This window comes from Streptomyces bathyalis, assembly GCF_015910445.1.
GTDB lineage: Bacteria > Actinomycetota > Actinomycetes > Streptomycetales > Streptomycetaceae > Streptomyces > Streptomyces bathyalis.
The window spans coordinates 5,752,535-5,779,398 of the sequence record NZ_CP048882.1 but is presented as its reverse complement, the minus strand read 5'-3'; the positions used below and the strand labels follow the sequence as shown (position 1 = coordinate 5,779,398).

The 26,864-nt window shown below is 71.3% G+C and carries 18 protein-coding genes and 1 other RNA gene; 9 read left to right on the top strand and 10 right to left on the bottom strand.

Annotated features, from left to right (window positions below):
• Positions 1–174: 174 nt before the first annotated feature.
• The gene (locus tag G4Z16_RS25020) at positions 175–1,071 is read left to right on the top strand and encodes a glycerophosphodiester phosphodiesterase (protein WP_197352901.1); all 897 of its coding nucleotides are present in this window, start codon (positions 175–177) and stop codon (positions 1,069–1,071) included.
• 92 nt (positions 1,072–1,163) lie between these two features.
• On the top strand, positions 1,164–1,982 hold the full coding sequence (ddaH, locus tag G4Z16_RS25015; protein WP_425508181.1) for a dimethylargininase: 819 nt from the start codon (positions 1,164–1,166) through the stop codon (positions 1,980–1,982).
• Between the two features lie 109 nt (positions 1,983–2,091).
• On the opposite strand, the gene G4Z16_RS25010 is transcribed toward ddaH, so the two are convergent.
• The 4 genes from G4Z16_RS25010 to G4Z16_RS32730 form a co-directional block, all read right to left on the bottom strand.
• Positions 2,092–3,135: a small ribosomal subunit Rsm22 family protein gene (locus G4Z16_RS25010; RefSeq protein ID WP_246531055.1), complete on the bottom strand. Its 1,044-nt coding sequence runs from the start codon at positions 3,133–3,135 to the stop codon at positions 2,092–2,094.
• A gap of 9 nt (positions 3,136–3,144) precedes the next feature.
• Positions 3,145–4,392, bottom strand: coding sequence for a serine hydrolase domain-containing protein (locus G4Z16_RS25005; RefSeq protein WP_246531054.1), 1,248 nt, complete (start codon positions 4,390–4,392; stop codon positions 3,145–3,147).
• The gene (locus tag G4Z16_RS25000) at positions 4,371–5,789 is read right to left on the bottom strand and encodes a multidrug effflux MFS transporter (RefSeq protein ID WP_197352900.1); all 1,419 of its coding nucleotides are present in this window, start codon (positions 5,787–5,789) and stop codon (positions 4,371–4,373) included. Before G4Z16_RS25000 ends, G4Z16_RS25005 begins: the two co-directional genes overlap by 22 nt.
• Before the next feature lie 122 nt (positions 5,790–5,911).
• Complete coding sequence (locus tag G4Z16_RS32730) at positions 5,912–7,540, bottom strand: alkaline phosphatase D family protein (RefSeq protein ID WP_246531053.1); 1,629 nt, start codon at positions 7,538–7,540, stop codon at positions 5,912–5,914.
• Positions 7,541–7,666: 126 nt separating this feature from the next.
• Here G4Z16_RS32730 and G4Z16_RS32725 point away from each other — a divergent pair, with 126 nt between their 5' ends.
• From G4Z16_RS32725 to rnpB, 3 genes are all read left to right on the top strand, one after another.
• Entirely contained in the window at positions 7,667–8,437 is a 771-nt protein-coding gene (locus G4Z16_RS32725) for an SDR family oxidoreductase (RefSeq protein ID WP_246531052.1), read from the top strand.
• 174 nt (positions 8,438–8,611) lie between these two features.
• Positions 8,612–9,877, top strand: coding sequence for a lactate 2-monooxygenase (locus G4Z16_RS24990; protein ID WP_197352898.1), 1,266 nt, complete (start codon positions 8,612–8,614; stop codon positions 9,875–9,877).
• Between the two features lie 29 nt (positions 9,878–9,906).
• An RNA gene (rnpB, locus tag G4Z16_RS24985) (RNase P RNA component class A) lies at positions 9,907–10,329 on the top strand.
• Between the two features lie 187 nt (positions 10,330–10,516).
• On the opposite strand, the gene G4Z16_RS24980 is transcribed toward rnpB, so the two are convergent.
• Positions 10,517–11,722: an MFS transporter gene (locus tag G4Z16_RS24980; RefSeq protein ID WP_197352897.1), complete on the bottom strand. Its 1,206-nt coding sequence runs from the start codon at positions 11,720–11,722 to the stop codon at positions 10,517–10,519.
• 39 nt (positions 11,723–11,761) lie between these two features.
• On the opposite strand from G4Z16_RS24980, the gene G4Z16_RS24975 reads away from it, so the two are divergent.
• Entirely contained in the window at positions 11,762–12,829 is a 1,068-nt protein-coding gene (locus tag G4Z16_RS24975) for a LacI family DNA-binding transcriptional regulator (RefSeq protein WP_197352896.1), read from the top strand.
• 47 nt (positions 12,830–12,876) lie between these two features.
• On the opposite strand, the gene G4Z16_RS24970 is transcribed toward G4Z16_RS24975, so the two are convergent.
• From G4Z16_RS24970 to G4Z16_RS24955, 4 genes are all read right to left on the bottom strand, one after another.
• Positions 12,877–13,089, bottom strand: a complete 213-nt coding sequence (locus tag G4Z16_RS24970) for a hypothetical protein (RefSeq protein ID WP_197352895.1) — start codon at positions 13,087–13,089, stop codon at positions 12,877–12,879.
• 153 nt (positions 13,090–13,242) lie between these two features.
• The gene (locus G4Z16_RS24965) at positions 13,243–17,928 is read right to left on the bottom strand and encodes a type I polyketide synthase (RefSeq protein ID WP_281393814.1); all 4,686 of its coding nucleotides are present in this window, start codon (positions 17,926–17,928) and stop codon (positions 13,243–13,245) included.
• A gap of 536 nt (positions 17,929–18,464) precedes the next feature.
• On the bottom strand, positions 18,465–19,727 hold the full coding sequence (locus G4Z16_RS24960) for a beta-ketoacyl-[acyl-carrier-protein] synthase family protein (protein ID WP_197352894.1): 1,263 nt from the start codon (positions 19,725–19,727) through the stop codon (positions 18,465–18,467).
• A gap of 186 nt (positions 19,728–19,913) precedes the next feature.
• Positions 19,914–20,729, bottom strand: coding sequence for an IclR family transcriptional regulator (locus G4Z16_RS24955; protein WP_197352893.1), 816 nt, complete (start codon positions 20,727–20,729; stop codon positions 19,914–19,916).
• Between the two features lie 708 nt (positions 20,730–21,437).
• Here G4Z16_RS24955 and G4Z16_RS24950 point away from each other — a divergent pair.
• Together G4Z16_RS24950 and G4Z16_RS24945 are read left to right on the top strand one after the other, a co-directional pair.
• A complete protein-coding gene (locus G4Z16_RS24950; RefSeq protein WP_197352892.1) occupies positions 21,438–22,160 on the top strand; it encodes a TetR/AcrR family transcriptional regulator in 723 nt (240 codons plus the stop codon).
• Between the two features lie 169 nt (positions 22,161–22,329).
• A complete protein-coding gene (locus G4Z16_RS24945) occupies positions 22,330–22,725 on the top strand; it encodes a nitroreductase/quinone reductase family protein (RefSeq protein ID WP_197352891.1) in 396 nt (131 codons plus the stop codon).
• 102 nt (positions 22,726–22,827) lie between these two features.
• On the opposite strand, the gene G4Z16_RS24940 is transcribed toward G4Z16_RS24945, so the two are convergent.
• On the bottom strand, positions 22,828–24,405 hold the full coding sequence (locus G4Z16_RS24940) for an aldehyde dehydrogenase family protein (protein WP_197352890.1): 1,578 nt from the start codon (positions 24,403–24,405) through the stop codon (positions 22,828–22,830).
• 786 nt (positions 24,406–25,191) lie between these two features.
• Here G4Z16_RS24940 and G4Z16_RS24935 point away from each other — a divergent pair.
• The gene (locus tag G4Z16_RS24935) at positions 25,192–26,802 is read left to right on the top strand and encodes an alkaline phosphatase family protein (RefSeq protein ID WP_246531051.1); all 1,611 of its coding nucleotides are present in this window, start codon (positions 25,192–25,194) and stop codon (positions 26,800–26,802) included.
• Positions 26,803–26,864 lie beyond the last annotated feature (62 nt).

The following is a 26,864-nucleotide window of genomic DNA, read 5'->3' as shown; positions in this document are numbered from 1 at the left end:
GGCACGTGCCGGGCCGAATCCCTGGATCGTGGCTGACCCGTCGTCATCCCGTGCTGCCGGCCCGTCCACACGTCCGCGCCGGTCCGGGCGCCCGTACGGGCGAGGAACACCCGTCTGCCGCACAACAGTCTCTCCGGGCGGCATGTTCCGTCGTGCGCGCTTAGCTTGAGACCCATGGTCATGATCATGGTCAGGGCCGTCCGGGCCGTCGAAGCCTGTCTGTTTCCGCTGCTCGTCCTCGCACCCGTGGCAATCGCTCCGGGCTGTGCCCCCGCGCCCGCGCGCATGCGGGGCCCCGAGGGCCCGCGCGCCGCCGGTCTGCCGGGCACGGTCTACGCCGCCCACCGCGGAGGCGCCCTCGAGGTGCCGGAGAACAGCATGGCCGGGCTGACGGCCGCCTACCGCCGCCGCTCCGCCGACGTGCTCGACGTGGACGTGAGGACGCTGCGCGACGGAACCCTCGTCGCGTTGCACGACCGGACCCTGGACCGCACCACGAACCACAAGGGAGCCGTCTCGGGGCTGACGCTGCGCCAGTGGCGCCACGTTCGGCTGCGTCCGGCCGCGGGGCTGCCCGGCACCTGGTCCCGTGAGCACCCGCCGACGGTGTCCGCCGTCCTCGACCGTTTCGGCGGCCGCATCGTGCTGAACGTCGAGCTCAAGGACGGCGGGAGCCTGAAGCGGCTCGCGGGAATGATCCGCAAGCGGGGCCTGACCGACTCGGTCTACGTGCAGTCCAACGAGCTGTCGCCGGCGGTGCGGGCTCACCGGATGGGTCTGCTGACCTCGGTGTGGCGGTCGGTGAAGCAGGCGCGGACCGACCGGCCGGAGAAGTGGCGCGACGTGGTCGACATGCTGAGCGTCGACCACCACGCACGCGACTCCGACATCCGCAGGGCCGTCGACTCGGGCATCGCGCGCGTGTGGGCGCACACCGTCCGCACGCCGGCCGACCGCGACCGGGTACTGCGGCTGGGGTGCGACGGGGTGATGACGGACGCTCCGGGACTGCTGGCCCGTACACCACAGCGGGACAAGAAGGACGCCTCGGGCGACGCTCGCGACCGGTGAGCGAACATTCCGATCACAACGCGGCGAAGAGCGTTCCGACGGCGCACCATGGGCTCAACACAGTGCGCGTCGACCCCGTGAAGGAGCCTTCGTTGTACGGACCCGGCTACACCCCGCGCCGCTTTCTGATGTGCCCACCGGCACACTTCCGCGTGACGTACTCCATCAACCCCTGGATGGATCCCGAGAAGCCCGTGGACATCCCGCTCGCGCTCGCGCAGTGGGAGGAACTGCGTGACCGGTACCGCTCCCTCGGCCACACCGTCGAGGAGCTCGAACCGGTCCCCGGCCTGCCCGACATGGTGTACGCGGCCAACGGCGCCACCGTCGTCGACGGGCGTGTCCTCGGCGCACGCTTCGCTCACCGCGAGCGCGCGGGAGAGGCCGAGGTGCACCGCGCCTGGTACCGGGCCAACGGCTTCGCGGACGTGCAGGAGCCGGAGCACATCAACGAGGGCGAGGGCGACTTCGCGGTGACCGGCACATGGCTGCTGGCGGGGCGGGGTTTCCGCAGCAGTCCGCTCTCCCACGGCGAGGTCCAGGAGTTCTTCGGACGGCCCGTGATCGGCCTCGACCTGGTCGATCCGCGCTACTACCACCTGGACACGGCACTGTGCGTGCTGGGCGGTGACGAAGTCATGTACTACCCGCCCGCGTTCTCCCCGGGCAGCCAGGCCGTCCTCAAGCGTCTCTTCCCGGAGGCTCTCATCGCGTCCGCGGCGGACGCCGAAGCCCTCGGTCTGAACGCGGTCAGCGACGGGCATCACGTGATGCTGCCGCAGGCCGCCGTGGGACTGCTCGAACCGCTGCGCCGTCGGGGCTACGACCCCGTGCCCGTCGACCTGACGGAGCTGCTGAAGGGCGGCGGCAGCGTGAAGTGCGTGACGGCCGAGCTGCGCGCGGCGGCCTGACACCCGGCGCAAGGTCCCACGGGTCGCAGGCCCGTGGGACCCGATGTGCCACTCACGGGAGCGGGGAAGTCCCGTATCCGGGCCGGGTCCCGCTACGGGTCCGGTCCCGCTACCGGGCGGGCTCCACGTCCGGCTCCGGCGGCCAGGCGTCGCCCCACTTCGCGTCGCGGGCCCGGCGGTAGTCGGCGCCGTGCCGCTTGGTGACGGTCGCCGGACGCAGCCCGTCCCCGGCGGTGCACAGATCCAGCAGCACCTGGCCCTTGCGCTTCTGCGGCCTGCGCACGATGCGTCCCGGCGCGGGGGCACCCGCGATGGCGGGATGTGCGGCCGCGACGTAGCTGAACTTCTCGTCCTCGTACGGCAGTGAGCCGCCCTTGACCTGCCGGTGCAGCGAGGACCGGTTGACCCTCGCGGCGAAGTGGCACCAGTCCTCGCCGGGGACCATCGGGCAGCGTTCGCTGTGCGGGCAGGGCGCGAGGACGCGCAGCCCGGCCGCGACGAGGTGGTCGCGTGCGGCGATCGTCCGCGCGTAGCCGTCCGGCGTTCCGGGCTCGGTGACGACGACGGCCCGGCCGGCGCGGGCCGCCGCGTCGACGACCGTGAGCCTGTCGCGCTCGGCCAGTTCGCCCAGTACGTAGGAGACGGTGACGAGGTCGGCCTCGGGCAGCGCGGCTTCGCCCGGCCTGCCTCCCTGGTCGTGCCCGGTCAGCGAACGGTGCCGCCATGCGGCCGCGCCGAGCGCGTCCGCGGTGGAGGCGCCCGCCAGTTCACGTCCGAGGGCCAGTGCGGGCTCCGACCGGTCGAGCACCGTGGTGCGGCGCGGGCCGTCCGGACCGCCGTCGTGCGCCCCGCCCCAGACGTCGGCGGCGGCCCAGACGGCGGCGCCCGTACCGCCGCCGATGTCCAGGTGGCTCTCCGGGCGCCACTCGCCCGTACGTGAGGCGAAGGCCTCGAGGGCCGCCGCCTGGGCCGCGAACGTCGCGGGCATCCGGTATGCGGCGTAGGCGACGACGTCCGCGCGGTCACGCAGCACGGGCGCGGCCTCACCGTGCCGGTAGCCGGTCATCAGACGCTCGACGGCACCAGCCGCCTGACGGGGCGGCAGCCCGTCGACGAGCGCGGCGAGGGCGTGCCGCAGTTCTTCCTCGATCACCGCGACAGTCTAAGGAGCCGCCGCACGCGCGGCCCGTGCCAGCCAGGTCGCCGCGGCGGCACGCGGCAGGTTGTCGGGCGGACGGCGCACCGGATGGACGGTGTTGGCGAGCAGCACCAGGAAGGTGTCCGTGACCGGGTCGATCACCAGGCTCGTGCCGGTGAAGCCGGTGTGCCCCGCGGCCCTCCAGCGGTCTCGCGTGCCCGCCTCGCCCGCGGGGCCGGCCAGCTCACCCATGAACCATGGCTGATCGACGGCGAACCCCAGCCCGGGCGGCGTCCGCAGCGCCTGCCCCGAGGCAGGCGTGAGGATCCGCGCCTGCCCGTACGCGCCGTCCGAGAGAAGCGCCCGGCACAGCACGGCCAGATCCGCCGCGCTCGAGAAGAGCCCGGCGTGGCCCGCGACGCCGCCGAGAGCGGAGGCGTTCTCGTCGTGCACCACGCCGCGCAGCATTCCGCGGTCGGCCTTGGCCCAGGGGCGGCGCTGGTCCTCCGTCGCGGCAGCGGACGCGGCGGGCACGGGCCCGTAGAAGGTGCTGCGCATCCCGAGCGGTCCGGTGATGCACTCCCGCACGAGGGAGTCCAGACCCTTCCCGGTGACGCGCTCCAGCACCTGCTGAAGGGCGATGAGATTGAGGTCGGAGTAGCGGTACGTGCCGCCGGGCGCCAACACCGGCTCCTCTTCCCACAGGGGCGCCAAGAGGTCGTCCGGACTGGGGGCCGCCGCCCCGGCGGTGGCGGGATCGCCCGTGGCGGGGTCGCCCGTGCCGGTGCCCGCGGGCCCGTGCGGGCGTTCGCCGAAGGGGAGTTCGGGCCGCAGCCCGGAGGTGTGCGTCAGCAGCTGCCGCACGGTGATGCGCGCCTTCCCGTGCGCTCCGAACTCCGGCACGTACGCGGCGGCCTCGCGGTCCAGCTCCACCGCGCCCGCTTCGTACTGCTGCATCGCGGCGACGGCGGTGAAGAGCTTGGTGAGCGACGCGAGGTCGAAGAGCGTCTCCGGCGTCACCGCCTCCCACTGCTCCCGCGGCAGCTCGACGCCGGTGTCGCTCTCCGGGTCGTACGCCGAACAGCGCACCGCCCAGCCGGTGGCATGCTCCAGCGCGATCCACCGGCCGCGGCCGGCGAGCACGACGGCGCCGGCGCACCAGCCGCGCGCGGGCAGTTCGTCGACGCCGTCGCGCAGAGCGGCCAGTTCCGCCGGGCGCAGCCCCGCCTCCTCGGCGGTTGCGGCGCGCCTCAGCTCCGCGACGTCCGCCACGGACGGCACAGCCCCAGGAACGCGGCCGCGGCAAGCAGCAGCGCGCTCAGCTGCACGAGTGCCATCGGCACGGCCGTGCGCTCACCCGCGACACCGACGAGCGGTGACGCGAAGGCACCGATGAGGAACTGGGCGGTGCCCAGCAGCGCGGACGCCGAACCGGCGGCGTGCGGAGCACGCATCAGGCCCTGGGAGTTGGCGTTCGGCATGACGAAACCCATGCCCGTCATCAGCACACACAGCGCGGCGGCGATCGGAAGGAGCCCCGTCCGGCCGAACACACCGCTGGTCATCAGCAGCAACGCGACCGAGGCCGCACCGGTCAGGCAGAGCCCGAAGCCGAGGACCCGGTCCAGCGGCACCCGGCCGACGAGGACCTTCCCGTTGATCTGGCCGGCGGCGACGAGGCCGATGGAGTTGACCATGAACAGGAGGCTGAAGGTCTGCGGGCTCGCCCCGTAGATCTCCTGGACGACGAACGGCGAGGCGGAGACGTAGGCGAAGAGCGCCGCGAAGCTGAGGCTGCCGGCCAGCAGGTAGCCGGTGAAGCGGCGGTCGGCGAAGAGGCCGCGCATGGTGCGCAGGGCATCGGGGACGCCGCCGCTGCGCCGCTTGTCGTGCTCCAGCGTCTCGGGCAGCCAGCGCGCGACGACGACGGTGAGTACGACACCGATGCCGGCGAGGATGAGGAAGACGCCCCGCCAGTCCGTGAAGCGGAGTATCTGGCCGCCGAGGACGGGGGCGAGGATCGGCGCGAGGCCGCCTATGAGCATCAGGGTGGAGAAGAAGCGGGCCATGGCGAGCCCGTCGTAGAGGTCGCGGACGACGGCCCGGGCTATGACGATGCCGGCGGCACCGGCCAGGCCCTGCACCAGGCGGAAGACGATCAGCGTCTCGATGGTGGGTGCGAGCGCGCAGGCGGCTCCGGCGAGGATGTACCCGCACATGCCTATGAGCAGCGGGCGGCGCCGTCCGAACTGGTCGCTCATCGGGCCCACGACGAGCTGGCCCACGGCCAGCCCGAGCAGGCAGCCGGTGAGCGTGAGCTGTGCCGTCGCGGCGGGAGTGTTCAGCGTGCCGCCGACGGCCGGCAGCGCCGGGAGGTACATGTCCATCGACAGCGCGGGAAGTGCGGTGAGGCTGCCGAGGATGAGGGTCACCAACAGGCTCGCCCGCCGGCGGCCGGTGAGCCGGGGAGCGGGCTCGCCCACGGAGACGCCCGCGGGAGCCGCGGCGGGACCGTTCACGTGACCGGTCGCGGGACCGGTCGCGGGACCGGCGGGACGGACCGCGGGTCCGGGGGCGTTCCCTGGGGCGGAGGTCGATTCTGAGGCGGCGGCGGAGTGGTCGACGGGGGCGGTGACGGCGGCCGTTCGGGCAGGGCCGGGCTCGGACATGAACCTCTCCAGGAGATTGTTGATGACAGGCACATTCTCCCAGACATTTCCGTCCCTGACCGAACGGGTTTTCGTCACAGCACCCCGAACGAGACCGCTCCCGGCGTCCTCACCAGGGGCTGTCAGAGCGGCTGGAGACCCGGATCACCGGCCCGCGAGACGAAGGACGCAGCCGTCGTGACCGGTGCCCCCGGCCGGGTGACCACGTCCACGGTGCGGTAGTCGGCGCGCAGTTGCCGCTGGTCGAGGGTGAGCAGGACGTAGCCGCGGCGACCGTCGTAGAACTTCATGTGCGGGTTGGCGTCGAGGAAGGTCTGCCAGTCGCCCGGCTTCGCGACCCCGTCGCCGCCGCTGGCCACCGACGTGGTGACGAGTTCCACACCCACGGAGCGGGAGCCGGAGTCGTCGAAGTCCTCCTTGATGTCCATGGCGTAGTGCACGTGTACGTCGCCGGTGAGCACGGCGAGGTTCTTCACGCCCGCGGTGCGCGCGGCCTCCAGGAAGCGCCGCCGTGCAGCCGGGTAGCCGTCCCAGGCGTCCATGGACAGCGGGAACGGCCCGGTGGTCCGGTTCCGGCGGCGGGAGAGGACGGTCTGCTGCGGGACCAGGTTCCAGACGGCCTTCGAGTTCTTCCAGCCGTCCTCGAGCCAGCGCTCCTGAGTCGTGCCGAGCATCGTCCGGTCCGGCCTGCCGGTCTCGGCGGTGGGCACCTGCCAGCCGTCGCCGGCTGACTGGTCGTCACGGTGCTGCCGGCCGTCGAGGATGTCGAGCTGCGCGAGCTTGCCGAAGTGCAGGCGCCTGTAGAGCTGGAGGCTGGAGCCCGAGGGCTGCTGGGGCGGGCGCAGCGGCAGGTTCTCGTAGTACGCGCGGTAGGCGGCGGCCCGGCGGGCGAGGAAGGCTTCGGGCGGCGAGCCGTCCGGGATCTCGTCGGCGTAGTTGTTCTCCACCTCGTGGTCGTCCCAGGTGACGATCCATGGGTGGGCGGCGTGCGCGGCCTGGAGATCCGGGTCGCGGTGGTACAGCGAGTACCGCAGCCGGTAGTCCTCCAGCGTCACGGTTTCCTTGTTGAACCTGTCGGGGAGTTCGAGCGAAGGGTCGGCGCGGTCGCCTCCGTGTGCGTCGACCGCGTACTCGTAGAGGTAGTCGCCCAGGTGGAGCACGGCGTCGACGTCGCCCTCCTGCGCGAGATGCCTCAGCGCCGTGAAGTACCCGTCGTGGTAGGCCTGGCAGGAGACGGCAGCGAAGCGCAGCGAACCGGAGGCGTCTCCGGCGGCGGGCGAGGTCCGGGTACGGCCGGTGGGGCTCGTCCAGGAGCCGACACGGAAGCGGTAGTAGTAGCGGGTCCGCGGGCTGAGGCCCTCGGGCACGACGTGCACCGAGTGGTGGAACTCCGGGTGCGCGGTGGTGCTGCCGCTGCGGACCTTGCGCTTGAAGCGCTGGTCGTGCGCCAACTCCCAAGTGACGGCGACGGGTTTGCGGTCCAGGCCGCTGTCGGGCTCGTACGGATCGGGGGCGAGCCGGGTCCACAGCACGACGGAGTCGGGCAGCGGGTCACCCGAGGCCACACCGAGGGTGAAGGGGTCTTTGTTGATGCGGGCAGGGTCGAGCTTCGCCGCTGCGTGTGCGGGCCGGGGAAGGTTGGTCCCGAGGGCGAGTGTCACGGTCGCCGCCGTCCCGGTCAGCAGTCGGCGACGGCACAATTTCCGTGCGGCCGCACGGTATTCGCTGTCTGCGCTCGAAGGCTGCGTCATACATCTGATTGCACAGTCCGTGAGCGTCACGCAGCGGTCAGACACGCGACCGCGGGGTGTCCGTTCGATGGCGGTCCGTCCTCTGACCGAACGTCAGCCGCCGCCGGGGCACGTACCCTGCCGCCCATGACGAACGACGAGACGACACGGACGGCGCTGGTGACCGGAGCCGGCTCCGGTATCGGACGGGCCGTCGCCCTCGAACTGGCCGCCGCGGGCTGGCCGGTGACGCTTGCCGGACGCCGGGCGGGACCGCTGGAGGAGACGGCGCGGCTGATCGGGGGAAGGGCGGGAGCGGCCCGCGCGGACGTCGTCCCCACGGACGTGACCGATCCGGAGGCGGTCGCGGCCCTGTTCGCCTCCGTGCACGAGAGCAGCGGCCGGCTCGACCTGCTCTTCAACAACGCCGGGACCTTCGGCCCGACGGTGCCGCTGGAGGAGATCTCGCCCGCGGAGTGGCGCGGTGTCGTCGACGTCAATCTGACGGGCGCCTTCCTGTGCGCGCAGGCGGCCTTCCGGCTGATGAAGGATCAGCGACCGCAGGGCGGACGGATCATCAACAACGGCTCGATCTCGGCGCACGTGCCGCGCCCGGGCTCCGTCGCGTACACGGCGACCAAGCACGCGGTGACCGGGCTGACCAAGTCCCTTTCGCTGGACGGCCGTCCGTACGGCATCGCCTGCGGCCAGATCGACATCGGCAACGCGGCCACCGAGATGACCGCACGCATGCAGCAGGGCGTGCCGCAGGCGGACGGGACGACGAGGCCGGAACCGGTGATGGACGCGGCGGACGTCGCCCGCACGGTCGTGCAGATGGCCGCGCTGCCGCTGGAGGCGAACGTGCAGTTCGCGACGGTGATGGCGACGGCGATGCCGTACATCGGACGCGGCTGACGAGCCGCCGGCGGATTCCCCGCGTGGGTGGCCGCGGAGAGGCCGGCCCGGCCGGAGGGCGGAGGGGCCGGCCCGAGACCGACGTACCGGTCGACGGAGGGTAGCCGCAGGCGCCCTGCGCAGCGCAGACTCAAGGGTCGGCAGAGGGCCGGCAGAGAGAAGGGTGCTACTGCGATGAGTGAGGCGTCCGGGACGCCCGGGGCCGATGCGGCCGGGGCGGAAACCGAATCGACCGGGGCGACGGGAGCGGCGGACGCCGCGGAGGCACCCCCGGGACCGGGCTTCGGCAACTACCAGAACGACATCTACCTCAACGGTCTCGATGACCGGCTGCCGCCGTTCACCACCGACCTCACCCTCCTCGGCTCGTCGGCGCGCGAGCACCTCGACCCGGGGGCCTTCGGCTATGTCGCGGGCGCCGCGGGTTCCGGTGCGACGCACCGCGCCAACCGCGCCGCCTTCGAGCGGCACCGCCTCGTCCCGCGCATGCTGCGCGGCCCGGGCAGGCGCGACCTGAGCACGACCGTGCTGGGCACCCGCATACCCGCTCCGGTGATGCTGGCGCCGGTCGGCGTCCAGTCGATCATCCACCCCGACGGAGAGCTGGCCACGGCCCGCGCCGCCGCCTCCGTCGGCATCCCGATGGTGCTCTCCACGGCCTCGTCGCACACCATCGAGCAGGTCGCCGAAGCCCACGGCGCGGGCAACCCGCGCTGGTTCCAGCTGTACTGGCCCAACGACGACGACGTGTGCGTCAGCATCCTGGACCGCGCCCGCAAGGCCGGGTTCACGACCCTCGTCGTCACCCTCGACACCTGGACGCTCGCCTGGCGCCCGCAGGACCTCGACCAGTCGTATCTGCCCTTCATCCGCGGCATCGGCACCGCGATCCCCTTCTCCGACCCCGCCTTCCGGGCCGGGCTCGAGAAGTCGCCGGAGGACGAGTTGATCCCCGCGGTGCTGCGGTGGGTGCCGATGTTCACCGGCACCGACCACTCCTGGGACCAACTGCCGTTCCTGCGGGAACACTGGGACGGGCCGATCGTTCTCAAGGGCGTCCTCCACCCCGACGACGCCCGCCGGGCGGCGGACGCCAGCATGGACGGCATCGTCGTCTCCAACCACGGCGGACGTCAGGTCGACGGCGCGATCGCGGCCCTGGACGCCCTCCCCCCGATCGTCGAGGCGGTGGGCGACCGGCTCGAGGTCCTCTTCGACTCCGGTGTCCGCACGGGCTCGGACGTCCTCAAGGCGCTGGCTCTCGGTGCGCGCTCCGTGCTCGTCGGCCGCCCCTTCGCGTACGGGCTGGCGCACGGCGGCGAGGAGGGAGTGCTGCACGTGCTGCGCAGCCTGCTCGCCGATCTGGACCTCACGCTCGGCCTCTCGGGCCACCGCTCACCGGCCGATCTGTCGCCGGACTCGCTGCAGAGCGGGACGTGAGCCGCGGCTATCATTGGACGTGCGGCGGACGAGCCGGCCGGGCGGCCGCGGCGGACCCCCGGGCCGCGAGGTCCAGGTCCGTCGAGGAACGTCCGGGCTCCACAGGGCAGGATGGTGGGTAACGCCCACCCGGGGTGACCCGCGGGAAAGTGCCACAGAAAACAGACCGCCGGGACGACGCGAGAGCGAGAGTCCCGGTAAGGGTGAAACGGCGGTGTAAGAGACCACCAGCGCCCAGGGCGACCTGGGCGGCTCGGCAAACCCCATCCGGAGCAAGGTCAAGAGGGGCCGTCGGCTGACGGCCCTGCGCGGACGACCGAGGGCTGCCCGCCCGAGTCCGCGGGTGGACCGCACGAGGCCGGCGGCAACGCCGGTCCCAGATGGATGGCCGCCTCCCCCGGCGCCGCAAGGCTCCGGGGAGACAGAACCCGGCGTACAGGCCGGCTCGTCCGCCGCACCGTCAGACCGTCGGAGGCCCTGGCCTTGGACGGTGTTCGCCCGGACCGGCATTGCTGGTCCGCATCGGCAGGCGGTCCGATCCCCAGCCCGGCCCCTCACGCCGCGACGGCTGTCCTGGCCCGCTGCTTCTCGGCTGTTCGAAGGTCGCCCCGTGTCGAGCACTTGGGCCGCTGAGCCCGTTCATCCGGGAGGGACGGGGCTGGCCCTCTTGCTCGTCGGCCGGGGAGCGCGGAAGGCCCCGGAGCGCCGGACGACGACGACGGCGGCCAGGCCGCATGCGGCTGCGATGGCCACCGCGACGGGCAGGGCATCGCGGTCGAGGCAGACGCCTCCGATCCCCGCTCCGAGGGCGATGCCGACCTGGAACGCGACGATGTAGACAGCGGACGCGAGGTCTTGCTGACGGGCGGCGGTGCGCAGGACCGCGGCCTGCAGCACCACGGCCACACCGGCGGCGGGCACCGCCCACAGCACGACGGCAACTCCCGCGACGGAGGCGGAGTTCGGGCCGAGGACCAGCAGCGCGAGCATGCATGCGGCGAGGCCACCGGTCACGACCAGAGCGGTGCCCTGCGGACGGCTGTCCACCTGCCGGCCGAACAGCACCAGGCCGAGCAGGCCCGCCGCCCCGTGGGCGAGCAGAAGGCTCGAGGTCGCGGGGCCGGTGAAGTGGACGTAGTCGGCGACGATCACGGTGATGTAGGTGAACGCCGCGAAGTGGCCTGTCACCAGAATCAGCGTCACCAGGTTGACGGGCGCGAGAGAGCGATCGGTGACGACGCGTCGGATCTCAGACGGTCCTCGCCGCGAGGAGGCTTGCTCCGACGGCAGGGGGCCGATCGTGAGACGTATCGCCACTGCGCATATCGCCGCGGTGCCTGCCACGGCAAGGACGGTGGGCCGCCAGCCGATGGTCGCGCCGAGCCACGAACTCAGCGGGATCCCGATGAGGAAGGCGAGCGAGTTCCCGGCGAAGACCACTGCGGTGGCACGGCCACCCCGCTCCTGCCCGAGCAGGCGTGCGGCCACCGGCGCGACGACCGACCAGAACACCCCGTGGCCGACAGCGGAGACGATCCGGGCGACCACCGCTACGCCGTAGCCGGGCGCCGCGACCAGCACCAGGTTGGACACCATGATCGCGGCCACCGTCACCAGGGCGGTCGTGCGGCGGTCCCAGTGGGCCGTCATGGCCACCAGCGGCACCACCGTGACCGCGACGACGACCGCGTACCCCGTGACCAGCAGGCCGATGGCGGAGCCGGACACGTCGAAGCTGGACGCGAGTTGAGGCAGCAGCGCGACCGGCAGGTACTCCGATGTCACGGACACGAAGCACGCGGCACTGAGCACGCCCAGGGCGGCCCCCGTCCGAGACAACCTCACAGCGAGCATTGTGTAACGATACACAGATAGGCTTGGCGCATGTCCAGCCCCGGGTCGTCGCGCGTCACCATGGCCGAGGTGGCGCGCCGCTGCGGTGTCTCACCCATGACGGTTTCGTACTGCTACAACCAGCCGGACCGGGTCGCCGCGGACACCTTGCGCCGGGTCAGGGAAGTCGCCGCCGAGCTGGGCTACCGCGGGCCGGACCCGACAGCGCGCTCGCTGCGCCGCCGCCACAACGACGCGATCGGCGTCGTGCTCGGCGAGCACCTCGCCTACGCCTTCGAGGACCCGCAGGCCCGCCGCTTCCTGGCCGGCGTCGCCGAGGTCTGCCGGGAGCGCGGCAGCGGACTCAACCTCATCCCGACCACGGGTGAGGACAAGGACGTCGACCGGGTGAGGTCGGCATCGGTCGACGGCTACATCGTCTGGACGACCGTCGACTCGGACCCCGTGCTCGACGTACTGAGCGGGCTCGACAAGCCGGTCGCCGTACACGGAGGTCCCGCGGTCCCGGGCGCGCAGGTGGTCAGCATCGACAACCGCGCCTCCGCCCGCGAACTCGCGGCGTGCACCTTCTCCGGAGCCCGCCGTCCCGCCGTGCTCAGCTTCCCGTTCGGACGGGACCGCAGGCCGCGGCTGGAGAGCGGGCCCGACCCCGGGAGCGTGGACTTCCCGGTCACGCGGGACCGGCTCCTCGGCATCTACGACTACTGCGAGGAAGCGGGCATCGATCCGTGCCGTCTGCCTGTCGCGGTCGTGGCCCGCAACGACCGCCCCGACGCCACGGCCATGGCCGAGGCGCTGTTCGACTCCTGCGACACCGACGCGGTGATCGCGATGAGCGACCAGCTTGCCTTCGCGGTCCTCGCAATCGCCCGCCGCCGAGGACTCCACATCCCCGATGACCTCGCGATCGGCGGTTGGGACGACGACCCGGACGCGGAAGGAGAAGGTCTCACCACGATCGCCCAGTCGCTGTTCGAACAGGGCCGGACCTGTGCCTTGCTCGCGCTCGGCGATCGCGGACCGGGCGCCGACGCGGCATGGACGGCGACCGTCCGGACAAGCACGAGAGGAACAAGAGGAAGCGGCTCCGCGACCTGACCCTTCAACGGTCCGGGCGCGACCTCACCCGGAGACGGAACACCGGCTCAGGAACCGGCCTCGTGCGAATCCATCAGTTCGACCCCCAGTGGCCATCCCGCTCGCGAGACGGCGAAGTCGGAGTTCGGCTGTGCGGAGACCTCCATCGGTGCCGTCATCACATCCAGGAACATCTCGTGGGTGGTCGGCAGCGCGGGCATGTGCTCGGTGGCCGCCGGCCAGCCGGGCGAGGGAAGGGTGCGAGGGGTGGGGGCGGTCATGGGCTCGCCTCCGGTTCGATGTCTCGGACGGAAGGGGCGGGGCCTCGCCGGTCGAGGGCATGCGTCGCCTCGGCAACGGCGGACACGGACCGGGGAACCCGGACGGAGCCGAGGAGTTGGGTCCCCTCGCCTCCGTCCAGGTGCCGGCCGGGGTCAGGACAGGTTGGCGAGTTCCTCCGTCAGGAGCTCGACCGTCGTGACGATCTGCTGCTCCGTGTGCTCGGAAGTGATGAAGAAGCGCAGCCGTGTGAGGCGTTCCTCGACCGCGGGGTGGAGGATCGGGTTGGCGCTGACGCCTCGTGCGTAGAGCCGGTCGGCGAGCTGCAGCGCCTTGAGGGAATCGCCGGTGATGGCGGGCACGATCGGGGTGTTCTCGCTGGTGCCCACGTCCACCCCGGCCTCTGCCGCGAGCCGCCGGAACATCTCGGCGTTGTCGTGCAGCCTCGCGATGCGCTCGGGCTCCTTGCGGATCAGTCGCAGCGCCTCCACCGCCGCGGCGGTGGAGGCCGGGGGCAGCCCGGCGCTGAAGACGAATCCGGGGAGCGTGTACCGGAAGTGCTCGATGAGTTCGCGTCGGCCGGCGATGTAACCGCCGCAACTGGCCAGCGACTTGGAGAGGGTGCCCATCCAGACGTCCACGTCTTCGGGGTTGACCCCGGAGAACTCCGCCATGCCTCCGCCGGTCTTGCCCATGACGCCGATGCTGTGCGCTTCGTCGATCATCAGCAGGGCGCCGTGCTTCTCCTTGACGGTGATCAGCGCGGGCACGTCAGCCGTGTCGCCGTCCATGCTGTAGACGCCCTCGACCACGATCAGGACGCGCCGGTAGCGGTCTCGTACCTCGGTGAGGATCCGGTCCAGGGCAGCGACGTCGTTGTGCGGGAACGGCTGGCGAGCGGCCCCCGACTGCCGGCAGCCCTGAAGGATGCTGTCGTGGGCGAGGGAGTCGTGGAGGATCAGGTCCTCCGGGCTCATCAGGTGGCCGATGACGGTGACGTTGGTGGCGTGACCGCTGACCAGGGTCAACGCGTCCTGTGCTCCGACGAGTTCGGCCAGACCCCGGTCGAGCTCCTCGTGGATGGGCCGGTTTCCGGAGAGGATCCGGGCGGCGGACACCGAGGAGCCGTAACGCTCAATGGCCTTCTTGCCCGCCTTCGCCACCTGCGGGTGCCCGGACAGTCCGAGGTAGTTGTAGCTGGAGAAGGAGATCAACTCGCGGTCGCCGACCCGGGTGGTGTCGCGGATGTTGCCCTCGTGCTGCAGGAAGAACGGGTTGTGCGTGCTGGCCGAGGCAATGGTGCGCGCACGCTCCTGGGAGGCGACGACCTCCGGGAACAGGCGGACGTCGGCGCTCTCCCGGCGGTCGAAGGCGGTACGTGCCGGCTCACCGGCGTCCTGCCGGGCCGGCGCGGGCGGCGTCGCCGTGCGCTGCGCGGGAGCTGCTGCCGGCCGCTGTGCCCCGAGGCGGTTCTGCACGGTGCCGATCAGTGAGCCGACGTCGGCGAGGTCGATGATCTCCGCGACGCTGATCTCGATTCCGGGCCACTGCTTGCGCAGCCTGACGGTGAGTTCGCCGAGCATGAGGGAGTCGAAGCCGAGGTCGGTGGTGAAGGCGTGCTCGGCGCGCAGGAAGTCCTCGGAGTACGCGCTGACGTTGGCGATGGCGGACAGCACAGTGGCTTCCACTTCTTGGGCGGCGTCCGCCGCGCCCTCTGCCGTGAGCTGGGCGGCGCCGGAGCCCGGTGCGGCCGCCTCGGCCGCCTGCTGCGCGGGTACTTCGGCCGTGCGCCGAGGATCCGCGGTGGGGAGGGCCCGGCCGTCCGGGTCGACGGACTGGAGCAGCGCGACTTGCGCGTGCAGGAACTCAACGAGACCGCTCATGTTCGTCTCTCCAAGCTGATGCGTAGGGACAGGGGAGGAAGTTGCGGCGGAGGGGCCGGGGGCCGCGTCCTGACGGGGGGCCGTTGCCGGAGACGGCGCTGCTGTGGCCGTGTCGGACGGCACGGACGGGCGTGCGGACTTGGACTCGCGACCCGTACCGGTGAGGACGCTGTAGACCTCCGTGTCCAGCGGCGACGGCGGGAGGGTCAGCAGCGGCTCGGCGTCGGCGTGAAAGAGCACCGACGGCTCGACGGGCACCCCCGCGACCGCGAGCCGGGCGAGAACGGTGAGGAAGGCCCGTCCGCCGTCGGCCCGGCCGTCGGTCACGGCCAGCAGGTCGAGCCCGGCGCCGGCGTCGCTGCGGCGGGCCATCTGCAGCAAGTTGTCGCCGCCGTGGAGCTGGACGAGGAAGCGCGCACCGGCCTCGGCGACCGAGCGGACCGCATCGACGAAGCGCACGGGTTCGATGTGGTGGCGTGCCCACAGCTGCTCTAGCTCCTGCGGTTCCGGGCAGGGCCTGCCGCTGACGCTGGAGACGAAGGTGCACGTGGGGGCCGCCAGGGGAAGCTCCGTGACGATCTGTTCCATCGCCTCGTCCGCGGCGGCCACCAGGGGCGAGTGGAAGGCGTGGGAGACCTCCAGCCGCGCGGAGGCGACGTCTTGCTGAGCGCAGTGCTCGCGCAGAGCGTCGACTGCCTGGCTGCTACCGCTGAGGACGAGTTGGCCCTCGTGGTTGTAGCAAGCGGGCCACACGCCCTCCACCGCCGTGGCGAGTTCCTCCGCCTGGGCGATCGGAGCCTGGACGGCCAGCATGGCGCTCTCGCCGGGTGCCACCGTCTCGGCGAGGGCCGAGCCCCGCCGCGCCAGGAAGGGGACCGCGTCCCGCGGGTCGAGCACGCCGGCCGCCGCTCCCGCCGCGAACTCGCCGACGCTGTGCCCGACGGAGATATCGGGTCGCACTCCGCAGGCGGCCAGCATCTCCATGATGCTCATGCCGGAGATGCCGAGGGCGGGCTGGCACCGGTCGGTCAGCGTCATCACCGCTTGTGCCTCGTCGTCGTCCTGGTGCCGGCCCCACAGCAGGTCCGGCAATTCCTGGGCGAGTTCAGCGGACGCTTCGGCCGTCGACCCGGCCAGTTCGGCGGCGGTCCCGGCCAACAGCGGGAAGCGCCGGACCAGTTCGGTCAGCATGCCGGGGCGCTGGGAGCCCTGGCCGGGAAAGGCGAAGGCCATCTTCCGGTCCTGGGGCGGCAGGGGCTCGGCCGCCGCGTGTACGCCGTCGGCCAGCGCACCGACCCGTCCCTCTGCCAAGTGCCGGGCGGCCAGTTCGAGGCGGCTCAGCAGCTCCTCGCGAGAGGCGGCGACGACGGCCAGGCGTGCGGTGAGCAGCGTACGGGAGGCGAGAGTGCGGGCGACGGCGACCGGTCGGGCATCGGGATTGTCCGTGACGTAGCGGTGGATCTCCTCGGCATGGCGGGCGAGTTGCCGGACCGACCCGGCGGACAGCAGGAAGAGCCAGGGCCGGTCCTGGCTCTCCTCGGTGGATTGCCGGACCGCCCGCTCCCCTCCGGTAACCGGGCCGCGGGTGTGACCGGGTGGCGCGCTCTCCAGGACGGCGTGCACGTTCGTACCGCCGAAGCCGAACGAGCTGACGCCCGCCCGGCGCACCTCGTCGTGCGGCCACGGCTGCTGCCGCGTGGTCAGACGCAGCTCTGCTGTCTCCAGCGCCAGCTCGCTGCTGACGCGAACCTCCTCGGGCTGCGGGGGTACGACGCCGTGGTGGATGGCGAGCGCAGCCTTCACCAGGCCGGCGGCACCGGCACCGGAGAGCGTGTGGCCGATGAGTGCCTTGGAGGAGGACACGTAGCACGGCCGGACCTGTTCCTCGCCGGCACGCAGCAGCTGCAGCGCCTCCACCTCGGTCCGGTCGCCGACCGGGGTGCCGGTTCCGTGGGCCTCCAGCAGATCGATGTCTCCGGGGACGACCCCGGCGTCCTGGTACGCCGCGCGCAGGCTGGCGAGTTGACCCTGCGTCTGCGGGGTCATGGGACCGCCGCCGCGGCCATCGTTGGCCATGCCCACACCGGCGATGACGGCGTAGATGCGGTCGCCTGCCGCCAGGGCGTCATCCAGGGGGCGCAGCACAAGCGTCGCGCCGCCCTCCCCCAGGACGAACCCGTCGGCGCGCTCGTCGAAGGGCCGGCACACTCCGTCCCGGGACAGGGCGCCGGCGCGGGAGAAGCCGACCATGCCGGACGGGGACAGACCGAGGTAGACGCCGCCGACGACGGCGATGGAGCAGGCGCCGGAGCGAAGCGAGCGGATCGCGGTGTCCAGGGCGACGAGCGCCGAGGAGCAGGCGGCGTCGACGGAGAGGGAGGGGCCGCCCAGATCCAGGATCTCGCTGACCGTGGCCGGGACCATGTTGGCCAGTGCTCCGGGGATGGTGAACGAACTGAACGGCATCACCGAGGAGTTGCTCGCCTCGTGCAGCTCGGCGAGCAGCTCCGGGTCGCTGACGCCCTCGTGCATGGACCCGTCCGCGAGGAGGTTCGCGGTGACGCGGGAGAAGCTGATGTCGCGGTGGTCCAGGGACGTCACGCCGGCGAATACGCCGGTCGAGGCGCGGTCGAAGCCCTCCCGCTCCCAGCCGGAGTCCTGCAGTGCTTCCCGGGCGAGATCCGTGAAGAGCTTCGCCTGAGGGTCCATGGTGCGGGCGCGGCGGGGTGGGATCCCGTAGTGCGCGGGGGCGAACCGGTCGACGTCCTCGAGAAAGGCGACTTGGTCGGTGTAGGCGCTGTGCGGCTGCCGGAACTCCCCCGGCCGGTACCACACAGAATGGTCCCAGCGGTTTTCCGGCACCGTAGCGAATTGTGGTTCCGCGTTCACCAGGATTTTCCAGAACTCACCGGGGTCGGACGCTCCGGGAAACCTGCACGACATGCCGACGACGGCCATGTGGGCCATGTCCGGTACCTCTATCAACGTCGATTCCGAAGAGTGGCTCGGTGCCAGAAGTCAGGGCGGCCGTGAAATCGCCTCCCCGTCGCCCGGTGGCGAAGACGGATCTCTTCTTCCGAGATGTGGTCGCGATCGGCAGGTTCCGTCTTCCTGGCACCGACATCTGAAGCGTGGCCCGAGGACCGCGGGCCGAACAAGTCGCTTTCCCAACCAGTGAAAAGCAGTCTTCGAAGTTACTGAGAATTAACTCGTGAAGGCCATGAGGCAGCGCCCAACAACTCACATCTGTTGCCGCAGCAAGCACGAACTGCCCGCTGCTGAACTTGAACTCGTCGTGTGGTGCCGTGTGAATGGTCAGTTCTCCTGGCGGAGCCCGTCGGTCTCCTGAACGTTCGAGCTCGGTCCTGACCCGGGACAGGCGTCCGGAGCCGTCCGCCCAGCCGTGCGCGGCTGAGCTCCTGGTCGGCTCCCGCTCCGGCTGCGCGAACTGCTCCTGCGTCGACCGCGGCAGCGCGGGCCGGGCGGGGCCGGGCTCAGAGCGTGCGCAGACCCACCACGACGTTGTGGCCGCCGAAGCCGAAGGAGTTGTTCAGTGCGGCGATGCGTCCGACAGGCAAGGGGCGAGGCTCGCCGCGGACGATGTCGGCGTTGACGTCGGGGTCGAGGTTGTCGAGGTTGATCGTGGGCGGCGCGACGCGGTGGTACAGCGCGAGGACGGCGGCCACGGTCTCGAGGCCGCCCGCGCCGCCCAGCATGTGTCCGGTCATGGACTTCGTGGCGGACACGGCGAAGTGGTCGACGTCGACACCGAAAACGTCCCGCATGGCCTTGATTTCGGCGACGTCGCCCAGGGGCGTCGCGGTGGCGTGCGTGTTGACGTGCATGATCTCGGTGGGCTTGAGGTCGTTGGAGTCCAGCAAGTGCTGCAGGGCGGCGGCGATTCCACGGCCCGTCGGCTCGGGCTGGGCGACGTGGTGACTGTCGGCGGACAGACCCTGGCCGACCGCCTCCGCGTAGACGCGTGCGCCGCGCCGCTCGGCGTGTTCGGCGGACTCCAGTACGACGACGCCCGCGCCCTCGGCCATGACGAAGCCGTCGCGGGCGGTGTCGTACGGGCGGGACGCCGCGGCGGGATCGTCGTTGCGCTTGGAGATGGCCTTCATGTTGCTGAACGAGGCCATGTTGAGGGAGCAGACGGCCGCGTCCGACCCGCCCGCGATGACGATGTCGGCGCGGCCGGTGCGGATCATGTCGATGCCGTAGCCGATGGCCTCGGCGCCGGAGGCGCAGGCACTGGCCGTGCTGTGCACGCCGGCACGGGCGTTGACGTCCAGACCGACGTTGGCCGACGGCATGTTGGGCAGCAGCATCGGCATGGTGTGAGGGGACACCTGGCGGGCCCCCTGTTCCCTGAGGACCTCGTACTGCTGAAGCACGGAGGCCATTCCGCCGACGGCGGAGCCGATGACGACGCCGAGCCGATCGGGGTCCGCGGGGGACTCCGCGCCCGCCGGGCCGGTGAATCCGGCGTCGGCCCACGCCTCGCGCCCCGCGACCAGGGCGAACTGTGCGCTCCGGTCGAGCCTGCGCGCCTCGGGCCGAGGTATGCGCTCGGCCGGCTCCACCGCGACCTCGGCGGCGATGCGAACAGGGGTGTCCTCGGCCCACTCATGATCCAGCAGCCGGACGCCGGAGCGCCCGTCGAGCAGCGCCTGCCACGTGGTTGCGGTGTCGCCGCCCAGCGGAGTGGTCGCTCCAAGGCCGGTGATGACCACCGTACGGTTGATCGAGTTCACGGGATGACTCCAACTTCGCGTATCGAGAAGGGAAATGCGGCTGTGGACCGCATGGGATGCGATGCGGGCACGGATGGGGTCAGCGGTCGGCGGCTGCGCTGCGGGCATGCGGCCGGTGACGCCCGATCCGTACAGCACGCTCACGGAACTGCGGCTCGAACCTGCGTCGCTCTTCTGCCATGGCTCTCAACTCCCCCTGTGGTCCAAGCCGCGACGCTGCGAAGGGGGCCTCGCTCCTTGCAGCTTGGCGAGTTCTCGGGAGATGCGCCTGGCCGTTGCCAGCAGTGGCTTCACGCGCTGATGCGGCGACCCGTCCGCTGACGAGCCGCACAGAGCGACGCAGGCGACGACGCTTCCGCAACCACCGTGAATGGGAGCTGCGACGCCCGACAGGTCGTCGCACGGCTCGCAGTCATCCACGGCGTACCCTCGTCGCTTCACGTCGTTGACGAGCTTGCGGAGGGGCAGCGAGCCGGCGACCGTACGCCCCGTCACGGCCCGTGTGCCGCGTGAGTAGAGCTCACCTTGAACCGCCGGGTCGGCGTGGGCCAGCAGGACTTGCCCGGACGCCGACGCGTACAGCGGGAACCGGTTCCCCACGATGCACGAGCCGTCGTAGGGAACTCCGTCGCCCCAGAAGCTCTCCAGCCAGATTCCGTCGCCTTCCTCCCGTGCCGAAAGGAAGACCGACGAATTGGTTTCTTTCTGCAGTTCGAGCATGTGCGGCAGGGCGGCGGTGCGGGACATCGAGTGCCGAGGAGCGAGCGAGGCCACCTCCCAAAGGCGCAGACCGATGCTGTATTTGTTGCCCGCTGCGCGTTCCAGCGCCCCCCAGGACAGCAGCTTCGACACGAGCCGGTAGGTGGTCGCCACGGGCAGTCCGGAGCTACGACTTATTTCACTTACGGTGAGCGCGGTATTTCTGACATTGAAGCATCCGAAGATCTTGAGGGTCCTGTCAACTACCGAACGGTCCGAGTGATCGACAGATGAATTCTGCATCGAGTAGATGCACCTTCCAGATTCAGGCATACGCGTACGGCCGGACCCGACGCCGCCTGTCGGATGCCGAGCATGTGCTGCTTGCACATGAGGCGAAGAAACAGACGGCGAGTAAGTTCCGGCGTTCATTTGTCCGTTGGTCGGACGGTACGGGGCGGTCTGCCACTCCCCCGGGAATTGAAGCGTCTTCAACGCTTCGCGACGCGGTCGGCTTCGCGTCTGCTTCCGACCGGGCCGAGCCGGGAATGCACCGGCGAATTGCGCTTCGGTGAGCGTCTTTTCCTCAGGGCGCCGGCGCCTGGGGCGCAGCGCCGGATCGGTCGCGCGAAGGCCCACACGAACCGCGACGGTTCGTCTGATCGCTCCCGGCGTGACCCGGTGGTGATCATCACAGGCCTCCTTTCTCACTCCGCCTCCGGCACCCGGCGGCCTCTGCCGGGCCAGGACGGTTCGGGGTCGGTATCTGCGGGACTCCCCCTGCCCGAGGTGCTCAGCCCCCGAGAGCGGATCACCGCGCGGCAGGCGGGTCGGAGCCTGCACATGGCGGGTACGAGGTGCGGGTTGTCCGCCACGCTGCGGGCACCCGACCTGAAAGCGAGTCAGAGTCTCAATGTGGTCACGGACTACTGTGCCGTGAACACTGATCCAAAACAAGTGTGTTGCTCTCGTACTGGGCCACTGTTCACTGACTTGTGAAAGACTGCTCACATGGGAGCCATCAAGGGAGCAAGAGAGCGCGCCCGCGCGGAGGTCGCCGGCGCCATCAAGGCCCAGGCACGGCAGCAGCTCGCCGCCGATGGAGCCGCCAGACTCTCGCTACGCGCCGTCGCACGTGAGCTGGGCATGGTTCCGTCGGCCCTCTATCGCTACTTCCCCAGCCGGGACGACCTGCTCACGGCGCTCATCATCGACGCGTTCGAAGCGGTGGGCGAAGCCGCGGAGACGGCGTTCAAGGACAGCGGCAGCACCGATCCCGTGCAGGAGTGGCTGGCCGTGTGCCGGGCCGTCCGCCGCTGGGCGCTCGGTCACCCGCACGAGTACACGCTGATCTACGGCGCACCCGTCCCCGACTACCGTGCGCCCCAGGAGACCGTGAAGCCGGCCTCCCGAGTGGCACTTGTGCTGTTGTCGCTGGCCGGGTCCGCCCTGGCTGCCGGCTCCCTGAAGGTGCCCGCCCAGGCGGTGCCTCCCGCCACGGTGCTGAACTCCGACGTCCTTGAGCTCACGCAGAGTTCGGACCGCGCCGTCCCGGAGGAGGTACTGCCCTGGGTCGTCACCGCCTGGGCGCAGCTCTTCGGACTCATCAGCTTCGAGGTGTTCGGCCACTTCCAGCGTGTGGTCGAGGCACCGGACGAGATGTTCGACCAGGCCGTCATCGCACTGGCCCACCAGACCGGCCTGGAGTCGTCGAGTTCCGGCGGCACAGCCTGAGCAAGATCTCGCGGCTCGACCTGACGGCACGTGAGATGTCTCTCGAAACAAGCGGGACAGGGCCGTGGGCCGCCGAGGTGCCCGCGACGCCGACCGTACGATCGCACGGCGTACCCCTGATGGCCCGGATCCGAGGTCAGAGAAGAACGACGGCAGACGGGAGCGACACATGGCACGCCACAACGAGATCAAGCACCGGGTCGTCACGTCGTTCCAGCGAAGGATCGTCAACCCGCTGACCGTCCGTCTGCCGACCCAGGATCTTCTGGAGACCACCGGCCGGAGTTCCGGACTGCCCCGGCGGACGCCCATCGGCGGGCGCCGCGTCGGCCGGGAGTTCTGGTTCGTCTCGGAGTACGGAGAGAAGTCCCAGTACGTGCGGAACATCAAGGCGGACCCGCACGTGCGCGTCCGCATCAGGGGACGGTGGCACAGCGGCACGGCTCATCTCGTCCCGCACGACGACGCCCGTGCACGGCTGCGGACACTGCGGCGTTTCAACAGCGCGGCGGTGCGGGCGCTCGGCACGCATCTGCTGACGGTCAGGGTCGATCTCACGGACTGACCGGCGCCGCCGCCGAGTTGGCGGACGGGCATGGGAAGCCGTTCCCTACCCCTCCGTGCGACGGCGGGACCGGCCGTGAGGCATCCCCGTGGGGCGCCGCCGTCACATGCGTGTGTGGAGACGGCGGGCCAGCTCCACCATGCGGGAGGCCTTCGCTCGCGGGGTGGCGTACGACGTCAGATCCGCCAGTGGCGCGAAGCGCCGTACCGTGATCGCGTGCGGCGCCGCGAAGGTGCGCAGCCCCTCCTCGCCGTGCACCCGCCCGTATCCGGACTCGCCCGAGCCTCCGAAGGGCAGCGACGGGATCGCGGCGAAGCCGAGCACGGACCCCACCGACACGACGCCGGCGCGCAGCTTCTCCGCTGCCGCCTCCCCGGAGCGGCGGGAGCCGGTGAAGACCGCGGCGCCGAGCGCGTACCGGGAGGCGTTGGCGAGCTCGACGGCCTCGTCCAGGTCGCGCACGGAGTTGACCGCGACGAGGGGACCGAAGGTCTCCTCCTGCATGAGGGGCGAGTCCTCAGGCACGTCCGCCAGCACGACCGGGTGGACGTACGGTGCACGCACCGAATCCGGCCCGCCGAGCAGCACGCGGGCGCCCGCCCCGAGCGCCTCCTTCAGGTGGCGCTCGACGATCCCCAGCTGCGAGGGGAGGGTCAGCGGACCGTAGTGGACGCCGTCATTGCCGCCCGCATCGACGTCCGCGGTCCCGTCCCCTGACCCATCCCCTGACCCGTTTCCGGTCCCGTTCCCGGTGGGCTGCAACTCCGCCGGCCCGGTCACGACGTGCCGCGCCCTCCGCACGATGCGCTCGCACAGCGCCTCGTGCACGGACGCGACCGCGTACACCCGCTCGACGCCCGCGCAGGTCTGCCCCGCGTTCGACAGCGCGCCCCACACGATGGCCTCCGCCGCCCTGTCCAGACCCGCGTCGTCCAGGTCGCCGCCCACCAGCACCGCGTCCTTCCCGCCGCCTTCGGCCACCAGCGGGGTCAGGGACTCCGCGCAGGCGGCGGCGACCTTGCGCGCCGTACCGGGCGACCCGGTGAAGGCCACCTTGTCCACGCCGGAGCGCGCCAGCGCCTCCCCGGTGGAGCCCTGACCGGTGACGGTGCACAGCAGATTCGCGTGCTCCGGCAGCGTCTCGCTCCAGACCCGCGAGAGCAGAACGCCTGTGCCCGGCGTGAGTTCGGACGGTTTGAAGACCACGCCGTTGCCCGCCGCGAGGGCGTAGCCGATCGAGCCCATGGGGGTGTGAACGGGGTAGTTCCACGGGCCGATCACCCCGACGACGCCCAATGGCCGGTACGCCAGCAGCGCCCGCTGATGCGCGGACAGCATCCCCGAAGAGACCCGGCGGCGGCCCAGCACGCGACGGGCGTGACGGGCCGCCCAGTCGAGATGGATGACGGCGAGAAGCACCTCGCTGCGCGCGTCGTGATCCGTCTTGCCGGTCTCGGCGGCGACGACCTCGGCGATCTCACCCGTACGCGTGGCCAGCGCGCGCTTGAAGGCGAGGAGGGCCGCCCTGCGTCCCTTCCAGCCCGCCCTCGCCCAGCCCCTGGCCGCCTCACGCGCGTCGTCGACCGCTGCATCCACGTCCGCGGGGCCGTGCACCGGATAGTCGGCGAGCTCTTCCCCGGTCGCGGGTGAGAGGGAGGCGAAACGTCCATTGCCGGTCATGAGACTTCCTCGGGTTGGAGGGGTGCGGGCGGTCGGTTCCGCGCCCCCGTGGGCCCAGCTGGTCGGTGCGAGGCGGACAGGAGGGGCACAGCGGCGCAGGCTACCAGCGGGGTCCTCCTGGCAAGTGGCTTCTGCGACTGGGCAGTTGGCGATTCGCGCTCGTCGCGCGGCGGCCATGGCGCGATCGCCTTGCCCTTCCTCCTCCACCTGATGCTCTGGCTGCCCGCAGGCGTACTGGCGTGGCGTCTGCACGACGAGGAACCGGAGCCGGGCACCGCGACTGCCCGATCGGGCGACCCCGCCGGTCCGGCATCATGCGAGGTCATCGACTGCCGCGAGTGTCCTGGCAGTTGACGGAGCCTTCGTACCGGTGGAAACGGCGTCTGAACGCTTGGACAACCCGCCGACCCGCGTGCGCCGCCGCCATACGCTGCCCGCGCGGGGCAGCCCGGAAGATCCCGCCGGGTCCCCGCGTGCAGTACGGCCTGCGGCGTTCCCCGGTCCCTCCGGCCCGGTCCACCGCGCCGGCACCGGGTTTCGCGCGGAAGGACCTCCGGGGTGTCGCTCTTCTCAAGCTCCCGTCAGAAGCCGGAAACGGATACGTCGGCCACGGCGGACGACCTCCCCCGGGACGACGCGGCCGCCGATCGCGAGGCCGCGGCGAGTGACGGCACCGCCGCGCGCGGGAGAGTCATGGCAGGAGTCCGGCGACTGGCCGCGATCCGGGCCGAGTACCGGGACAGATGCCGGGCCAGGTACCCGCTCCTCGCGCGGAGCGTGCCGCGAGTGACAACCGGTCTGGCCGCCCTTCTCGTGCTCTTCGCCCTCCTCGTGCCGAACTCGCTGGACCGCGTCGCCCCCGGCTCGTTCGTCCGCCTGCCTGTGGAAGCGATATACCTCGCCGCCGTACTGATCCTCCTGCCGCCGAAGGCGGGCCGCGCGGTCTCGCTGACCGCCGGGGCGGTCCTCGGCCTGCTGACCCTCGTGAAGTTCCTCGACATGGGCTTCTACTCGGTCCTCGACCGGCCCTTCGACCCGGTGCTCGACTGGATCCTGTTCGACGACGCCGAGGAGTTCCTCAGCTCGACGCTGGGCCGGACCGGTGCGGCCGTCGCGGTCGCCGGCATCGTGATCCTGGCTCTCCTCCTGGTCGTTCTCGTGACTCTGGCGGTGCGCAGGCTGAGCGGCATCGTGCTCCGCCACAGCACCTTGGCGACCCGCACCACCCTCATGCTGGGGGTCGCCTGGATCACCGTCTCGACGCTCGGCCTTCAGCTCGTCGAGGGCATACCGTTCGCCGCCAAGGCCACCTCCAGGCAGGTGCAGGAGCGTGTGATGCTGCTGAGGAAGGGGCTGAACGACGGGCGGGAGTTCTCGCAACAGGCCGCGGTCGACGACTTCCGCGGCACCCCGCCCGGCAAGCTGCTGAACGGACTGCGGGGCAAGGACGTCATCTTCGCCTTCGTCGAGAGCTACGGGCGGGGCGCCGTCCAGGACCCGAGAATGGCGCCCCGCGTCGGCGCGGTGCTCGAGAACCAGACCGGCCGGCTGCGCGAGGCGGGGTTCTCCTCCCGGAGCGGCTGGCTCACCTCACCGACGACGGGCGCCGGCAGCTGGCTGGCCCACTCCACGCTCATGTCGGGGCTGTGGATCGACAACAACCAGCGCTACCGCACCGCCACCGCCAGCGACCGCTTCACCCTCACCGGCGCCTTCCAGCGCTCCAAGGCGTGGCGGACGGTCGGCATGATGCCCGGTGTCCGGCGGTCCTGGCCGGAGGGGCAGTTCTACCACTTCGACAAGATCTACGACTCCCGCGAAATGGGGTACAGGGGCCCGATGTTCAGCTGGTCGCCCGTACCCGACCAGTTCACTCTGCGGGCCTTCGAGCGCCTGGAGCACGGCAAGAAGGACCGCAGGCCGCTGATGACGACGGCCATCCTCGCCACCAGCCACAACCCCTGGGCGCCACTGCCCTCGACGGTCGGCTGGGACCAACTCGGCGACGGCTCGCTCTTCCACGCGCAGAAGAGGGCGGGCAAGGACCCCAAGGACGTGTGGAAGGACCCACGACAGGTGCGCACCGAGTACCGGCGTTCCATCGAGTACTCGATACGCAACCTCACCGACTACGTGGCGAGGTACGGCGGCAAGGACACCGTGCTGGTGTTCCTGGGCGACCACCAGCCCGTGCCGGTCGTCGTGGGCAACCACGTCAGCCGTGACGTGCCGATCTCGATCGTGGCCCACGATCCGAAGGTCATGGAACGGATGTCCGGCTGGGGCTGGGACGAGGGCCTGAAGCCCGGCAAGAAGGCCCCGGTCTGGCGGATGGACAGCTTCCGCGACCGCTTCCTGACCACCTTCGGCCCCGGCCCCGGTACGAAGAACGACTGAGCGTCGTGTCCCGTCCGGTGAGGCGGCCGAGCGGTCCCGGCTCCGGGCGGCGGTCCTTTCCC

Bases quoted from the DNA above. Each gene is read 5' to 3' on its own strand.
- G4Z16_RS25020 (WP_197352901.1), top strand. From the start codon at position 175: ATGGTCATGATCATGGTCAGGGCCGTCCGGGCCGTCGAAGCCTGTCTG.
- G4Z16_RS25000 (WP_197352900.1), bottom strand. From the start codon at position 5,789: ATGTCCGAGCCCGGCCCTGCCCGAACGGCCGCCGTCACCGCCCCCGTC.
- G4Z16_RS32730 (WP_246531053.1), bottom strand. From the start codon at position 7,540: ATGACGCAGCCTTCGAGCGCAGACAGCGAATACCGTGCGGCCGCACGG.
- G4Z16_RS32725 (WP_246531052.1), top strand. From the start codon at position 7,667: ATGACGAACGACGAGACGACACGGACGGCGCTGGTGACCGGAGCCGGC.
- G4Z16_RS24990 (WP_197352898.1), top strand. From the start codon at position 8,612: ATGAGTGAGGCGTCCGGGACGCCCGGGGCCGATGCGGCCGGGGCGGAA.
- G4Z16_RS24975 (WP_197352896.1), top strand. From the start codon at position 11,762: ATGTCCAGCCCCGGGTCGTCGCGCGTCACCATGGCCGAGGTGGCGCGC.
- G4Z16_RS24970 (WP_197352895.1), bottom strand. From the start codon at position 13,089: ATGACCGCCCCCACCCCTCGCACCCTTCCCTCGCCCGGCTGGCCGGCG.
- G4Z16_RS24965 (WP_281393814.1), bottom strand. From the start codon at position 17,928: ATGGCCGTCGTCGGCATGTCGTGCAGGTTTCCCGGAGCGTCCGACCCC.
- G4Z16_RS24955 (WP_197352893.1), bottom strand. From the start codon at position 20,729: ATGCAGAATTCATCTGTCGATCACTCGGACCGTTCGGTAGTTGACAGG.
- G4Z16_RS24950 (WP_197352892.1), top strand. From the start codon at position 21,438: ATGGGAGCCATCAAGGGAGCAAGAGAGCGCGCCCGCGCGGAGGTCGCC.
- G4Z16_RS24945 (WP_197352891.1), top strand. From the start codon at position 22,330: ATGGCACGCCACAACGAGATCAAGCACCGGGTCGTCACGTCGTTCCAG.
- G4Z16_RS24940 (WP_197352890.1), bottom strand. From the start codon at position 24,405: ATGACCGGCAATGGACGTTTCGCCTCCCTCTCACCCGCGACCGGGGAA.